This is a genomic window from Sphingobacterium thermophilum (assembly GCF_039541675.1).
In the GTDB taxonomy this organism is placed as follows: domain Bacteria; phylum Bacteroidota; class Bacteroidia; order Sphingobacteriales; family Sphingobacteriaceae; genus Sphingobacterium; species Sphingobacterium thermophilum.
Window position 1 is genome coordinate 135673 of the sequence record NZ_BAABGR010000015.1, and the last position, 16546, is coordinate 152218.

General features: G+C 41.8%; 7 protein-coding genes. All 7 read left to right on the forward strand.

Annotated elements, in window-relative coordinates; genetic code table 11:
• Positions 1–136: 136 nt before the first annotated feature.
• The 7 genes from ABD873_RS06660 (at position 137) to ABD873_RS06690 (ending at position 16546) form a co-directional block, all read left to right on the forward strand.
• Positions 137–3226: a SusC/RagA family TonB-linked outer membrane protein gene (locus ABD873_RS06660; RefSeq protein WP_345066324.1), complete on the forward strand. Its 3090-nt coding sequence runs from the start codon at positions 137–139 to the stop codon at positions 3224–3226.
• Between the two features lie 11 nt (positions 3227–3237).
• The gene (locus tag ABD873_RS06665) at positions 3238–5106 is read left to right on the forward strand and encodes a SusD/RagB family nutrient-binding outer membrane lipoprotein (protein ID WP_345066327.1); all 1869 of its coding nucleotides are present in this window, start codon (positions 3238–3240) and stop codon (positions 5104–5106) included.
• A gap of 114 nt (positions 5107–5220) precedes the next feature.
• Positions 5221–6021 (forward strand): hypothetical protein, encoded by an 801-nt coding sequence (locus tag ABD873_RS06670; protein ID WP_345066330.1) that lies wholly within the window; start codon positions 5221–5223, stop codon positions 6019–6021.
• Between the two features lie 428 nt (positions 6022–6449).
• Positions 6450–9605 (forward strand): SusC/RagA family TonB-linked outer membrane protein, encoded by a 3156-nt coding sequence (locus ABD873_RS06675; protein ID WP_345066333.1) that lies wholly within the window; start codon positions 6450–6452, stop codon positions 9603–9605.
• 10 nt (positions 9606–9615) lie between these two features.
• Positions 9616–11394, forward strand: a complete 1779-nt coding sequence (locus tag ABD873_RS06680) for a SusD/RagB family nutrient-binding outer membrane lipoprotein (RefSeq protein ID WP_345066336.1) — start codon at positions 9616–9618, stop codon at positions 11392–11394.
• A 341-nt stretch (positions 11395–11735) separates the two neighbouring features.
• Positions 11736–12968, forward strand: coding sequence for an exo-beta-N-acetylmuramidase NamZ family protein (locus ABD873_RS06685; protein ID WP_039054022.1), 1233 nt, complete (start codon positions 11736–11738; stop codon positions 12966–12968).
• A gap of 116 nt (positions 12969–13084) precedes the next feature.
• Positions 13085–16546: a SusC/RagA family TonB-linked outer membrane protein gene (locus ABD873_RS06690; RefSeq protein ID WP_345066341.1), complete on the forward strand. Its 3462-nt coding sequence runs from the start codon at positions 13085–13087 to the stop codon at positions 16544–16546.

The following is a 16546-nucleotide window of genomic DNA, read 5'->3' on the forward strand; positions in this document are numbered from 1 at the left end:
CCAGTGCCTAAATTCTGAAAAATCAGGAAGTGTAGATTTATAGAGTAAGCGAAATTAATATTAATAACACGTCGAGAGGTGTTATTTGGTGAATATATATTAACCAACTATTCTAACAATTATAATCTATTAACACATGAAAAGAAGATTTCTTCTAACATTTTTCGGGGTCGCGTTATACGCCTCCTGTCTGATGGCCCAACAGAAATCTATTTCCGGGAAGGTGATAAGTCAATCCGGAGAAGCGTTGGGCGATGTTACAGTGTTGATTCAGGGGACGAATCGGGCTGTAAAAACAAATGCTGATGGTAGCTTTAGCATTCAAGCTGCCCCGGGAGAGAGATTAGTATTTAGGCTGGTGGGAAGTAAGGAAGTGGTGCAGGTGGTAGGAGAAGGTACTGTCTATAATGTTACTCTTCAAACGGGGTCGGAAATTGATGAAGTAGTTGTTACTGCCGAGTTCGGTATGAAGCGTGTGAGCCGTGCCGTAGGATCATCGATACAGCATATTGACGGCGGTACGATTAGTGAGTCAGGTCGTGAGAACTTTGTTACGGCATTAGCGGGTCGTATTCCCGGTCTTAATGTTACCTCCACCAGTGGTACACCAGGAGCATCCAATACCATCGTGCTGAGAAACATCACCTCCATATCGGGTAACAACCAGCCTTTATTTGTAGTGGACGGTATTCCTATGAATAACTCTACCTTCGATCCGTTATCTATGGCAGGTTCCGGTAGCAGTACCTATTCTGTACGAAATCTGGACTTCTCTTCGCGAGGAGGTGATTTCAACCCGGAAGATATCGAAAGTATAACGGTTTTGAAAGGTGCCGCAGCCGCTGCTCTTTACGGTTCGGATGCGTCGAATGGAGCTATTATTATTACGACCAAAAAAGGTAAGGCAGGTAAAGGGACTATTTCATACGGAAACTACTTTAAATGGGAGAAAGCATACGGCTATCCTGAAATGCAGACGAAATATGCCAACGGTAACTATGGTACCACAAACTATTATAATACAGCACGTTTCGGTGGATTATATCCTGAAGGAATGAAGCTGTATGATAATATTGCTGCTATTTTGCAGACGGGAGCCCAGCAAAGACATAATGTTTCTATAGATGCTGGATCGGAAAAGGCTACCATTCGTGGAGCATTTTCTCAGTTGAATCAAAACGGTATTCTTAAAACTACGGACTATGACCGTACAAACTTAAGTTTGTCGGGAAAAGCTACGGTGACGCCATGGTTCAGCTTCGATGGAGCTATGCAATACACAAAAACAGGAAACAGCAAAGTTTTGAGAGGGACTGATGGGCCTCTGTATCGTGCAATGTTGTGGCCTTTGGTAGACGATATGAGCAGATACCTTGATGCTGACGGTAGTCACATGCGTAAACCTGACTATTATGTGGATTTGGATTTGCTAAATCCGCTGTTTGCTATGTATAAGAATAAGCTGTATGATAAATCAGACCGTTTCTTAAGCAACGTTTCTGCAAACATCACCCCTTTTGCTAACACGTTTATTCGTGCTCAAGTAGGGTGGGACGTAGGTATGCAGACTTACGAAACATCACGTCACCCTTATTATGCCAATGCAAATAACGGTTCTGGAGAGTACAACCTTGTGCAATCTAATTTCTCCGATCCTACCATCAACATCTTAGCAGGGTATAATAATAAGTTTTTGCAAGACAAATTGTCTTTTTCCGGACAAGTGGGGTATCACCAACTGGAGAATAAGGTAACGCGTTCGGCAGCGAACGGAACCAAATTTATTGTTCCTGATTTTCAATCTATTAATAATACAGATCCATTATCGCAAACAAGTACTCAAAGAAATACGAGAAGAAGAATTCAAGCCCTTTCGGCACAGTTTGAGTTCGGATATAACAATTTGGCTTTCGTGACATTCAGGGCACGTAACGACTGGTCTTCGACATTGCCAAAAGATAATAACCGATATTTTTATCCAGCTGTTGAGGGATCATTAATCCTTTCGGACCTACAGTTTGTGAAAAATATTTCGGCAATTAATTTCCTCAAGTTGAGAGGATCTATTGCACAGGTAGGTAAAGATGCAGGTCCACTCGAAATCTATCCTCAGTTGGAGTATAGTGATCAGTCGGGAGGAGGTTTTAAATATGGTTTTACAGGACCTAACCCTACATTACGTCCGGAAATGACTACAGCGCATGAGGTCGGAGTAGATTTCCGCGTTTTCAACAACCGTGTTAATGGTAGCTTCACATATTTTGGTACGCGCAATTCCGACCAGATTGTGAAAGGTTTCCGTTTGAGCTACGCTACAGGTTTTGTGTTGAACAACATGAACGTAGGAACTTTCAAGACATGGGGTTGGGAAGCCCATCTGGATGGAGACATTATTAAGCAACCTGGAGGTTTTACATGGAACGTTGGGGTGAACATGTCTCAAGGTAAGTCTAAAGTGGTTTATCTACCAGAGAATGTTACAGAGTATTACAATGCATATACATGGAACTCCGGAAATATTCGCAACGGTATAATGGTAGGTCATCCTATCACTACCCTTACGGGGTTGGCTTATGAGAGAAACGAAAAAGGAGATATCTTGATAAGTCCAAGTACAGGTCTTCCTATTACTCAATCCACCTGGTCCGTGATTGGCGATAGGGAACCTAAGGTTCGCTTCGGTATCACCACAGCGTTGTCGTACAAAGACTTCCGTCTTTCAGGATTGTTCTCTGGAAGATTAGGTGCTACGGTTGTGAATGGTACTAAGCGCACGATGATGACCAATGGTACAAGCTGGGAGTCGGTAGCATTGAGGGAAAGCGGTCCGGTAATCTTCCGCGGTGTATTGCGTGACGGTAATGAGAATAGCGACAATCCTACTGTCAACAACATAGCTGTAGATTATAGAGCGTATGGAGCGACAATCTTTGCCGGAGGGGATGAAGACTGGCTGGAGAAAAATGTTAATTATTTGCGTTTACAAGAGTTGAGACTGTCATACCGTCTGCCTAAAACATTCCTACAGAAAGGAAAAATATTCTCTTCTATGGATGTGTATTTTGTGGGTAATGATTTGTTCACTTGGACAAACTACTCAGGTATTGATGCGGTAGGAAATACCGTTTCCGCTGCTGCGGGAGGTACCGGAGGTGAAGGATATGACGTATGGTCTATTCCTAGTCCACGCGGTTTTTCAGTAGGATTGAGTTTAACATTAAATTAATCAAAGTAGAAATGAAAAAGAGATTCTTATATATGCTTTTCCCTCTGCTTACCATGATGGGAAGTTGTGATAAGTATCTGGATGTCAATAAGAATGTTGATGCTCCGGACTATGTAGAGGGATACTTGTATTTGGCAAATATTATCCAACAATATCAAGGTATTTATTGGGATTATCGTGCTATAGGTCCTTTAACCCAGATGATGGGGACGACGAACTCCACTTATACCTCTTTTGCTAACCATTATTATGCTTTAGCTTCCGATGCAGGAGGTGAACTTTGGAGAATGGTGTATTGGAATCAAGGAATGAACCTTGAAAATATGATTAATCAGTCGTTGGAGGCCGAAGACTGGACCTTAGCCGGAATTGGCTATGCCCTTAAGGCTTTCAGCTGGGATGCTCTCACTAAAGTGCATGGCGAGTTGCCAATGAAAGATGCTTTTGTGCCGGGCTTATTATCACATAATTATGATTATCAGGACGAAATCTATGCACAAATTCGAGAATGGGCACGTAAAGCAATAGAGTTGTTAGAGCGAGAAGATAATCATAATTACGGAACCAAAATAAGTGCCAATGACTTTATCTATGCGGGAGACAAGTCTAAGTGGATAAAGTTTGCTCATGCAGTGATTGTGCGTAACTTAGCGTCCTTGAGTAACAAAAAGGACTTTAAAGATAAATATGCTCAGGAGCTTATCGAGGCGGCATCAAAGTCTTTCCAAAGCGCAGATGATGATGCTACAGTAAAAGTTACCGGTGGATCACAGAGTGCTCCTTATTCTAACTATAATAACTTTTGGGGTACGGCAAGAGCCAATCTTTCGTATAGCTTCTTCCAGCATGAGTATGCTGTACAGGTATTTACAGGTACTGTACCGGAGTATGATCCTGCTACCGGTGATAAAATTCGTGTAGAGGGCAATTCCTACTATCCGTATAAGCTGGCTGAAAAGCAGATTATTGCTGATACATTAGTTAATCAATCAGGACACTTCGACCCTCGAGTTGCAGTGAAGCTAGGAACGACGAGCAATCCAAATTACATTAGTATAGGCAATGCGGATACCGTAAAATCGTATAAGTTCTATGGTGGAAGTTTCACCTCAACGGCAGGTTCAGTAGGTACAGCACCTTCCTTCTATGGCAGAAATGCTTCTTCTACTTATTCAGGAGCTACTAATGATGGTATCGGCCGCTGGATTTATCGTGATGATGCTCCTTATATTTTGACTACATATGCCGAGATACAGTTCTGTTTGGCTGAAACGTATTGGAAACTAGACCGTAAAGCCGAGGCATTTGAGGCGTTCAAAAAGGCGGTGGCAGCCGATATGGCTACTACAGCAAGATATATTTATCCAGGTAAGGAAGGAAGCCCTACAGGTGGTGACAAAATCACCCGAGAACTATTTAATCAGCTAGCCAACGAGTATGTAAACGGTCCATTTGTCAATGGCTTGGCAGACTTCACCTTGTCCCATATCATGATGCAAAAATGGGCTGCTCTATATCCTTGGGGCGCTTTGGAAGCATGGGTAGATATGCGTAAATATCATTATGATATAGAGTATTCGGGTGAATATCCTACAAATGGCAATGGCTGGATCCAAGCTCAGTTGGAACAGAAAAAGGATACCGACAATTCAAAAGTCTATAAAGGGCTTTATCTATTGCCGGCACAAGTTCAAAACAGAAAAGGGTCTTACAATATCTATAATGAAGGATCTCCTTGTTATCGTCTGAGACCTAGATATAACTCAGAATATATGTGGAATATCCCAGCATTGGAAAAATTAAAACCTATAGCAGGTACAGCTAATAATTATCATACTTCTATTCCATGGTTCGCATATCCGGGAGATATGCCAAGGTAGTATAGAGGAAGTAGAAAGTGAACTGTTAATTTAATGAATCAGAAAATGAAAAAAATAAACAGCTTTTTATTAATCTTTCTAAGCATATTTCTCCTAAATTCCTGTGAGAAACATGTGGTAGAATATAAATCGGATCCTATTGATGAAACAAAAGTGGCTTTATTCCAGATTTATTATATGGTGCCTTTATCCTCTGGAGTTGCCAACAACATCAATAAAGTGGAGTTAAACGGTAAATTATTGGCCAATGAAACGACTCCTTTGAATACATTTAACTTTATTCCGAGTGGTGCTGTAAGTAAATTCTTCACAGCGGAACCGGGAAAAGTAAATCTAAAATTATACAGAGGAGCGGTGACCAGCTTGTCGTTGGCATACAACCAGGACATTGATTTGCCTGCCGGACGTTATATTCTGGTAGTGCACGATTTCAATAAGCCACCGGTATTGGTGAATTATGAAATACCTTTCCCTACTACAGTAACCGAAAATACGGGCACTACAGCGTGGATTAAGTTCTCCAATTTCCTTTATGAAAGTGAAGGCATTCCAACCAATTTGAAGCTGCAATATCAATTTCAATACACGGTGGACAATGCTACCGGGCAGAAAAGTGAATGGCTTAACTTAGGTAAACCGGTTTCGTTTGGCGAGTCCACAGGTTGGGAACCTGTTGTGGTGAACAAAACTGTTGAAAATTCAGCAGGTACGGCACGTATAGATTATCGTATTCGATTAATAGGACCGGACGGATCAGATCAAGGAAATCTGACTTTAGCGGGTTCTACTGCAGGAAGTGTTGTAGAATATTCAGATTGGTGGAATGCACAGATAGGCCGTATATATCACCACTGCTTTGCGGGATATAGATTTTCAACGCCTACTGTTTCTGTTAAGCAGTTTGGTGTACAATAAGTCTTTTTAATAAGAGAATTTACTTAAAAAGCCTCCTAAATGGAGGCTTTTTTATTGTATTCGTAAAAAAAATGTTTCAGAAGCTTGTGCCTGTATAAAATTTTAGCCTTTTCGGGTGACATATTAGAAAAATAGTAAAAAAACGTAGTCTGTTATGTAAGATTTGAAATTTGTTATCAAAAAAAAAAGGCAATACTGATGCGTCTTTTTGCTGATTTTCACAAAAACATTATTAAATGTGCATTTTTTTATATAAACTTGTCCGTGCAATTTTAAGAACCAATACCTAAATTTTGATAATAATCTATTGGGTTCTTCTTTGTGTATCAGGGGTTTGCGCGTATGATTAGATGTGCTTTTTTACACATTATTGCATAGCAAACTATAACTTATAACTAAATCTAATTATTTGTAAAACTATCAAACACATGAAAAGAAGATTTCTTCTAACATTTCTCGGGATAGCTGCCTATGCGTCCTGTTTGATGGCTCAGCAAAAATCTATTTCAGGTAGAGTAACCTCTGCCGACGGGGAGGCGCTGAGTAACGTTACGGTAATAGTTCAAGGAACTAATCGTGCAGTTAAAACCAATCCTGACGGAACGTTCTCCATCCAGGCGGCGCCAGGTGAAAAACTTATCTTTAGATCTATCGGTAGTAAGGAGGTGCTAAAGGTGGTGGGCGATGGTACAGTGTATAATGTGGTACTGGAGTCTTCTGATGAGCTGTTGGAGGAAGTGGTCGTGACGGCGATGGGTATCAAAAAGGAGAAAAAAGCCCTAGGATATGCCGTTCAAGATCTTAACGCCAATGAGTTGATGAAAAATAAAACGGCTAACGTAGTTAACTCTTTGGCCGGAAAAATTGCCGGCGTAAATGTTACACAGACCTCAGGGTCTGCAGGGGCCGGTGCTCAGATCATCTTGCGAGGTGGTACCTCGTTGGAAAGAGACAACCAGCCTTTGTTTGTGGTGGATGGTGTCATCTATGATAACTCTACAGTTATTGGTGGAAACAGCGGTTTCGATGGTATGCAGTCTGTTTCTTCTACCAATAGCAATAGGGTAATGGATATTAACCCGGAAGATATTGAAAATGTGTCCGTATTGAAAGGTCCTGCTGCTGCTGCTTTATACGGTTCGCGTGCTGCTGCCGGAGCGGTAATCATCACCACTAAAAAAGGTAAAGAGGGAAGAGCGGAAGTATCTTTTAGCACTAAAGCGGGAAACAACTGGGTCAACCGTTTTCCTGAGCAACAAGGCAAATACAAAAGAGGTTTCTATAATAATGCAGGAACACTGAACGATTACACTACTCAGTCATGGGGTGAAGCTTTCGGTCCTAATGAAACCATCTACAACAATATAGAAAATTTCTTCCAGCATTCTACCGTTTATGACCACAACGTAAGTTTGGCAGGCGGTAATGCAAATAGTACTTTTTATCTGTCGGCATCGCGTTTTGACCAAAAAGGTATTATCCCAAATACAGGATACGATAAAACTACTTTCCGTTTCAACGGCGATCAGAAATATGGAAAGTTAACTTTAGGAGCTAACGTAGCTTATTCATTGGCCAACACCGACAAGACCCTTACCTCTGCAGGTTTGTACAACTCAGGTGGTACTGGAGCTATGACTTCGGTATACAGATGGTCAAGAAATGATGATATGCGTGTTTACTTGAATCCGGATGGAAGCAAGTACCGTATGTTTGAAGGTCGTCAAGCATTGGAAGATGATGTGGAAAATCCTTATTGGATTATCAACAGAAATAACCTTAACGATAATACAGAGCGTATCACCGGAAATATCAATGCATCTTTTAAGATTACAGACTGGTGGGATGTGGTATACCGTGTAGGTATGGACAGTTACTTGACTAAAAACCAGACAATCATCGGTGCTCAAGGTGCAGTGAAGAAACTATGGCAGAACGGTATGATGTCCGAAAGTGATTTCAAGTACAATTATTGGTCATCCAACCTTATGTCTAACTTCAATAAGCGTGTTGGCGATTTTGATTTAGGTGGTCTAGTAGGTTATTTCGCGGAGCAAACCAAAACAACCAACAACCGTCGTATGGGGTACGATTTCGTAATTGATAACTTCTACAGCTTTGAAAACATTGTAGATGCTAACGAAATCTTTTCGGTAAACCACTCAACAAAAAGATTGTTTGGTTTGTACGGTGAATTGAGAGCATCTTATAAAGATATGTTGTACTTGAACGTTACAGGTCGTAACGACTGGTCTTCCACTCTTCCAGTAGAGAACAGATCGTATTTCTACCCATCTGTGGGTGGTAGTTTTGTGTTCTCTGAGTTGATGAAAGATGTTTCTTGGTTGAGCTTCGGTAAGCTTCGTGCTTCATGGGCTCGTGTAGGTAAGGATGCCGCTCCTTATGTGACCAACACATATCTATGGGCTCCAGGAGAAATGCTTGGCGGCTTTATCGGTTCCGGAAACAGCTGGACACGTGGGAACCCTTACTTGAAACAGGAAACTACTTCGTCTTTCGAAGTGGGTGCTGAGTTAAGATTCTTGGGCGGTCGTTTGAATTTAGATTATGCTTATTATACCAACAACTCGTATGACCAGATTCTTTCTCCTCGTTTAGGTCAATCTACAGGATACATCTTCGTATCTGTGAATGGCGGAGATATCTACAACAAGGGTATGGAGTTGTCTATTTCGGGTAAACCTGTGGTAAACAAAAACTTCACTTGGGAGTCTACTATCAATATGTCGAGAAACAAAGGTACTGTAGACAACCTATTGCCAGGTGTTGAGATCCTGTATGTTACGGATGTACAGGTGGGTAATGCTAAGGCAGCCTCATTTAATGGAGGTAGCTTCATGGGCATTTCAGGCTCTAAATGGTCGCGCACTGCCGACGGTAGAGTTATCTTGGATGCCAATACCGGAATGCCAACTTCTGACAACCTGACAACTTACAATATCGGTAATCGTGAGCCAAAGCTTACAGGAGGTTTCAACAACAGCTTTACTTACAAAAATCTTAACCTTTCATTCTTGTTAGATTTCAGAATCGGTGGAGATATCTATAACGGTACAGACTACTTCATGACCATTAATGGTATGAGTAAACGTACTGAAAATAGAGAGTCCTTGACAGTTTCAGGTGCTGTTCGTACCGGAGGTACTAATGCTGAGCCGATCTATGAAGATAGAACATACACTTTCGAAGCAGATCAGTTCTACAACATCAATGGCGTACAGACTAGCGGTCGTAAGATTATTCAAGACTATTGGTCTGATTATTTTGCTAGAGAAAGTGCAAACTTCATGGTTAACACCAACTGGTTAAGACTTCGCGCCATTTCTTTGTCGTATGACTTGAGTGGCCAATTGTTCAAATCTGCAGGTTTGAGCAAGATTATCAAAGGAGCTACAGCAACCCTTACAGGATCAAACTTGTTCTTATTGACTAACTATAAAGGTATGGACCCTGAAACTTCAGCAGCAGGTTCGGGAGTAGTAGGTTCAAGTTCTGTTGGTATAGACTACAACGGTGTGCCTAGCACAGCTGGTGTAGCGTTTGGTATTAATTTAAAATTCTAAATTGACAGCAATGAATAAGTTAAGATATATATTATTAGCCTTCCTGCTTTCTACTGTGATTGTAGGATGTAAGAAAAGTTGGCTGGATGTCAATATTGACCCTAACACCCCATCCAACACTACTGCGGCCGTTCGTACGCGTCTTCCATGGGTACAGCATTATTTCCTTTATGCACAAGGTACAGCAGGGGTACGTGCGTCATTGATCACACAGCAAATTCTTTCTATAGTGGTAGGTTCTCAGCAGAGTGAAGCAGCAGGATGGAACCCTATTGCCGGTATGTCTACTACCCCTTATCAGTTTTTCTTTGTAGGTTCCGCAGCCAACATTCAAGATTTGATCGACAAAGCGGAAGCTGAGCAAGCTTATCACTATATCGGTGCGGCAAAAGCCATCCGTGCGATGGGCTTCATGTTGATGACCGACTGGTACGGCGAAATGCCATATACCGAGGCTTTAGGGGCCGCCGTTACTCCTAAGTTTGACGACGGTAAAACCATCTTTGAAGGCTGTCTGAAAGAAATCGATGAAGCCATCGAATACTTCAAGATGACTCAGCCGGCTACAGCCACTCCTTTGAGCGCCGGTGATAGTTGGAACAACGGAGACGTGAACAAATGGATAAAGCTTTGCTATGGATTAAAGGCTAGATGGCTGAATAACTTGTCGAAAAAATCATCTCTTTACAATCCAGACGCTATCTTGGATGCATTGAGCAAAGCTCCTTTGTCAAACGCTGAAGGAACCGTAATCAACCACGAGGATGTAAAAGAGAATTCGGGAGACGTTTTATTCTCAGATCCTTTGAAGACTTCCATCGTATTCAACAACATTGCGATGAATGAAAACTTCCGCGTAACTAAGTGGTTTGTGGATATCTTGACCAACTTTGATGGTCGTGGTGTGGAAGACCCTCGTGCAGATAAATTGATCCCATGGGCACAGTTTGGTACACCAAAAGAGTTTGTGCGTTCACAAGGGGTCGATATGACTTCGCCTATCCGTTTTTCTGGAAAAGGTCCTGTGCGTGCTGAATATAACCCAAAAGACGATACCATCCGAATTAATAACAACACGCGTGTGATTTCAGCACATTCGTGGTATGTATCGTCTTCCGATCCGGCAAGATGGGGAGATACAGTGTATGTATCTTTGAAGAGCAGCTCTATAGGATATAATGGCGATGTATCGGATATCTATACGTTCAGAGATGGTACTGTAGGAGCAACAGGAACATTCTACTCCCGTCCGGATGCACCAACATATTTGTTGACTTATGCAGAAATGTGTTTTATCAAAGCTGAGGTGTTGTTTAAAAGAGGGGATAAAGCTGGTGCTTTCAATGCATATAAGGAAGGTGTCCTAGCCAATATCAATTTGATGAACTCAAAATTGGCGACTTACGGCAATGTGAACCCTAGTAAATCGCCAATGACCCAAGATAAAATTGATGCTTTCATCACTAACGGTATTGGTACTGCTAGCGACATTACGTTGAAGAAAATCATGACACAGAAATATATTGCTATGGCGTACTCGCAACAAAACTGGAACGATATGCGTAGATACGACTATAGCCCAGAGGTATACCAAGGTTGGGCCGTACCATATGAATATCTAAATACAGCGGCAGCCCAAATCAAAATCCCTCTAGGTAAATATTTCAGAAGAGTTCGTCAGGTTTCGCACGAAATCAACTACAATTCTGCTAATGTGGCTGCGTCTCATCCAAACGCATTGAGCGACGACATTTGGTCGTTCCCTGTGTGGTGGGATACTAACGAATAATTTTATTATACTTCTAGCAAAAATAGCCTTTCAAACTGAAAGGCTATTTTTGTGTTTGTGTTATTGTAACATAAATGTTGCATAAAAGTGTTGTTTTTACACTAAGTAGTAGTGGGTCATAAGGTAAAACCTCAATTTATGAGTGTTTTTTAGGATATACTTATTGAGAAAAGACATAATTTGTTGTTTTTGCAACTGTCGGTTTTGTGCGTTTTTTGTCGTTATCAGTGCTTTATAACGAAGAAAATAAAAGTAAAACTTGCTTTTTTATGCGTTTTTTATCGTATTTTTATCCTCTGATAATCAAATTATGGATTAATCGCGATTAGTTGCAATTAAATATGAACAGAACCTTAATACTACTATCTACAGCTCTTTTATGTGTGTTGACCTCTTGTATTTGTTGTAAGTCAACAGAAAACAAGTCTAAGTCGGCCACGACAGCTTATTCTTCTGAAAGCAATAAAGTAATTACCGGTGCAGATCAGGTTTCGTCATATCTGCCGCTACTTAAGGGTAAGCGTGTAGGTCTGATGGGAAACCAAACCAGTATTGTCGGTGACAACAAAGAACACTTGGTAGATGTGTTGCTGCGTGAGGGTATAGATTTAAGGTTCGCTTTTGCGCCGGAGCATGGTTTCAGAGGTGATGTAGAGCGGGGGGAGAAGGTAAGTAATGAATACGATGAGAAGACCGGCTTGCCACTATACTCGCTTTATGGTGGTAATGAGAAGCAGGATTCTATAGTGAATTCTATCGACATTATGATTTTCGACCTTCAGGATGTGGGGGCTCGTTTCTATACTTATATCACTTCTTTGCATCGTGTGATGGAGCTTTGTGCTAAGCATGGGAAAGAACTGATTGTATTGGATAGACCCAATCCTTGTGGAGACCAAGTAGATGGACCTGTTCGCAAAGACGACAAGTTTAAGTCGAATGTTTCTTTCCATAAAATTGCCATGGTTCATGGTCTTACGGTAGGAGAGCTGGCTCAGATGATCAACGGTGAGAAATGGTTGGAACAGGGCCGCCAATGTAAGTTGACAGTTATTCCTGTGAAAAACTGGGATCACAAAACTATGTATGAGTTGCCAGTGATTCCGTCTCCTAGCTTGCCAAATCACTTGTCAGTACGCTTATATGCTTCTTTGTGTTTATTTGAAGGAACAGAAATCTCGGTGGGACGAGGTACCGACTGGCCATTCCAAGTAGTAGGACATGATGACCCTATATACGGTGACTTCTCTTATACTCCGGGAGAGAAAGCAGGTATGGTGAAGCATGTGGAAGGAAAAGGAAAAACACTTTACGGCTTAGATCTTCGTAATCTGGATCCAAACAAGCAACAATTCACACTCAAATATATCTTGTATTTCTACAACAAGATGCCAGATAAAACGAAATTCTTCTCTCGCGCAGAATTCTTCGATAAGCTTGCCGGCACGGACGAACTTAGAAAGCAGATTATCGCAGGAAAAAATGAGGAAGAGATCCGTGCTTCATGGGCTGAAGATCTAAAAGCCTATAAACAGATGCGTAAGAAATATTTGTTGTACAAGGATTTTGAATAATCTACCTTAATAAAGCACACACACTTAATGAGAAAAGCTTGCCTATTTATGCAGAATAGGTAGGTAGGCTTTTTTATTTATTAAAGAGAAAAATCGGTTTATTTAATATGCTACAAATGAGAAACACACTACTATTCTCTATTGCATTGGGTTTGACTTTTACGACGGAAGCATCGCATGCTAAAGTTGCTAATACGTCGAATCTACATGCCGCAACAGCTTATTCTAGCAGTAGGTTGGTGCAACATACTGTACAGGGTACGGTATCTGATGCTAATGGTCCTCTTGAAGGAGTGACCGTATCTGTGGTAGGCGTTCCTGGTTCAGCTATTACAGATGCGAATGGTAAATTTAAAATCAATGCACCTTTAGGAGCTACATTGAGATTTTCAAGCATTGGATACCAGTCGCAAGATGTTAAAGTGGCGTCGAACGAAATCAATGTTACCTTGCAGCTGGAAGACAACACTTTGGAAGAAGTGGTTGTGGTGGGTTATGGTACACAGAAGAAAGCTAACCTTACGGGAGCTGTATCTTCGGTAAACATCAAAGAAACGATGGAAGGCCGTCCTATCGCGGATGCTGGTCGTGCATTGCAAGGTACTACTCCGGGCTTGAGCATCACTATTCCTAGTGGTGAGGTGGGCTCTGACCCTAAAATCAAAATCCGTGGTCAGATCGGTTCGTTGTCAGGAAACAACAATCCTTTGATTTTGTTGGACAACGTTGAAATTCCAAGTATCAACGTGGTAAACCCTGATGACATCGAAAGTATCACTGTATTGAAAGATGCTGCAGCGTCGTCGATTTACGGTTCTAAAGCTGCCTTTGGTGTGGTGTTGATCACAACAAAACAGGGAGCTAAAGATGAAAAAACTAACGTAAACTATTCAAACAACTTCTCCTTCCAAAACCCATTCAAAAAGTATGAAATGGGAACTCTAAGCGCTCTGCGTTATTCTTTGGATGCTGCACAGCGTGTAGGAAGTAACGTGACAGGTGCTTTCTATAAAGTGGATGAGGAAAGTTACCAGAAAGCTGTAGAATGGGCAGAGAAATATGGCGGTAAGATAGGTCCTAACGACCCTACGGTTTATGGTCGTGACTGGTACTGGGACGCTGTAAACAACCGCAAATACGGCGTGCGTACCTATAACCCGTACGACTATATCATCCGCGAATGGGCTCCAACCCAACAACATAACCTGTCCATTTCAGGAAAGTCGGCCAAAACAAACTATAACATAGGTTTGGGATTGTTGGATCAGGCGGGAATGATGAAATCTGCCAAGAAAGATGAGTTCTCAAGATATAATGCATCTTTGCGTTTGTCTACAGAAGTAAACAAATATGTTACTGCACGTGCTGGCGCAATTTTCTCCCGTACCAACAAGCAATACCCTTATGCTACAAACTCTACGACAGCAGACCCATGGTTGTATCTTTATAGATGGAGTTCTTTATACCCAATGGGTGTAGATGACAATGGAAGACCAATCCGTAGTGTAGAGTACGAAACAGCCGCAGCTAACACAGGTTCAATCCTTAGAAATTACATCAACATCAATTTAGGTACAACAGTTAAATTGACGGACAACTGGAGAGTGGAGTTTGACTACACCTTGTCTAACCAAGAACAAAACTGGAACAGACCGGGAACGAAATTCACTGCTGGGGATTCATGGTCAAATGCTGTTCCTTCGTTGAATCCTGACGGAAGTCAGATTTATGTAAATGCTGAAGGTGAGGTGGTGGATCCTTCAACTCCTGGAGCAATGCCTAAATATGAGTTGAACTACTATACATATACCGGAACGGGAGCCAACCCCGACCACGTATATCGCTCGGCTCAAAACTTCCTAAGACACACTATCAACGCTTATACAACATACAATATGGCATTGGATGGTGGCCATGATTTAAAATTCATGGTAGGGGTAAACCGTGTCGCAGATGTAATCGAGTCCAATTGGACGCAGATTACAGGTTTAGGTAATATCTATAACCCACAACTTCCTTTAGCTACCGGAAATACTACTGGTGGTGGCGAAAAACTTTGGGAAGCTCAATTGGGTTATTTCGGTCGTGTGAACTACGCTTTCCGTAACAAGTATTTGGCGGAAGCTAACTTGAGATATGACGGATCTTCCAAATTCCCTGGCGACCTTCAGTGGCGATGGTTCCCTTCATTCTCTGCAGGATGGGTAGTTTCCGAAGAGCCATTTATGGAGTGGGCTTCAGACTTCACGAATCAGTTGAAGATCAGAGGTTCTTGGGGTATGATCGGAGACCAATCTGTTCCGAATAACCTTTATCTGTCTCTTCTTAACAGCGCTCAATCGACATGGATCAATGCCGATAAATCAAGAGATTACTATACGACTACACCTAATGCCGTATCTCCATATATCACATGGCAAGATATCGTAACTACAAACATCGGTGTGGACGCTAGATTCTTGAAAAACCGTTTGGGATTCGTGTTTGACTGGTATCAGCGCGACACACGTAACATGATCGTTCCTGCGGCGGATGTGGCTCCAACTTTCGGTGCCGGAGCGTCTAAAGGTAACTACGGTTCGTTGCGTACTAGAGGTTGGGAATTTGCGGTAGACTACAACCATAAATTTGAAAACGGTTTAGGATTAAGTGTACGTGCTAACGTATCTGACGCTGTTTCGACAATCACCAAATACGGCAACACACGTTCTATCAACGACTGGTACGTGGGCAAAACATACGGTGAAATCTGGGGTTATGAGACAGACCGTCTGTACCAATTCGATGACTTTGAGTTAGATGCTAACGGTAAACCGCAATTGATTACCTTAACAGCGAATGAAACCTCTTTATATGCCGGTAAACAGGCTTACAAACTGAAAGACCCTAACGGCGTGTACCAAGCCTTCTTGCAAAACTCTTCGACATTCTACTTCGGCCCTGGAGACGTTAAGTTCAAAGACCTCAATGGTGACGGAGAAATCAACAATGGTAAACAAACTGTTGAAGATCACGGTGACTTGAAGATTATCGGTAACTCTACTCCACGTTTTGAATACGGTTTCCGTCTAGGTGCTGATTACAAAGGTTTTGACTTTGCTGCCTTCTTCCAAGGGGTAGGTAAACGTGAAGTATGGGGTACAGGTTTCTTGGCCCAAGCAGGTTTCAATGCTTCGGACGGTGCTATGCCTGCTGCTATCTCAGACAACTATTGGACACCAACAAACACAGGAGCGTTCTATCCTGCTGCATACAACAATGGTGGTTCGGACAACGTGAACAACATGCAGATCCAAACACGCTATCTGTTGGATATGTCTTACTTGAGATTGAAAAATGTCACTTTAGGTTACAGCATTCCTAAACACATTTTGAATCAAGTTAAAGTATCGAACTTACGCGTGTATGTGGCTCTTGAAAACTTCCTGACTTGGGATAAGTTGAACGGCTTGCCTATAGATCCGGAAGAAGTATCGGGATTCTCGATGTTCAATGAATCAAATTATAACAGTGGCCGTACCGGTGTTGGTACTCCAACATTTAAATCAGCATCATTTGGTGTTCAATTAACTTTCTAA

Excerpts from the sequence above, each read along its gene's own strand:
- ABD873_RS06685 (WP_039054022.1), top strand. The coding sequence starts at position 11,736 with ATGAACAGAACCTTAATACTACTATCTACAGCTCTTTTATGTGTGTTG.
- ABD873_RS06675 (WP_345066333.1), top strand. The coding sequence starts at position 6,450 with ATGAAAAGAAGATTTCTTCTAACATTTCTCGGGATAGCTGCCTATGCG.
- ABD873_RS06665 (WP_345066327.1), top strand. The coding sequence starts at position 3,238 with ATGAAAAAGAGATTCTTATATATGCTTTTCCCTCTGCTTACCATGATG.
- ABD873_RS06680 (WP_345066336.1), top strand. The coding sequence starts at position 9,616 with ATGAATAAGTTAAGATATATATTATTAGCCTTCCTGCTTTCTACTGTG.
- ABD873_RS06690 (WP_345066341.1), top strand. The coding sequence starts at position 13,085 with ATGAGAAACACACTACTATTCTCTATTGCATTGGGTTTGACTTTTACG.
- ABD873_RS06660 (WP_345066324.1), top strand. The coding sequence starts at position 137 with ATGAAAAGAAGATTTCTTCTAACATTTTTCGGGGTCGCGTTATACGCC.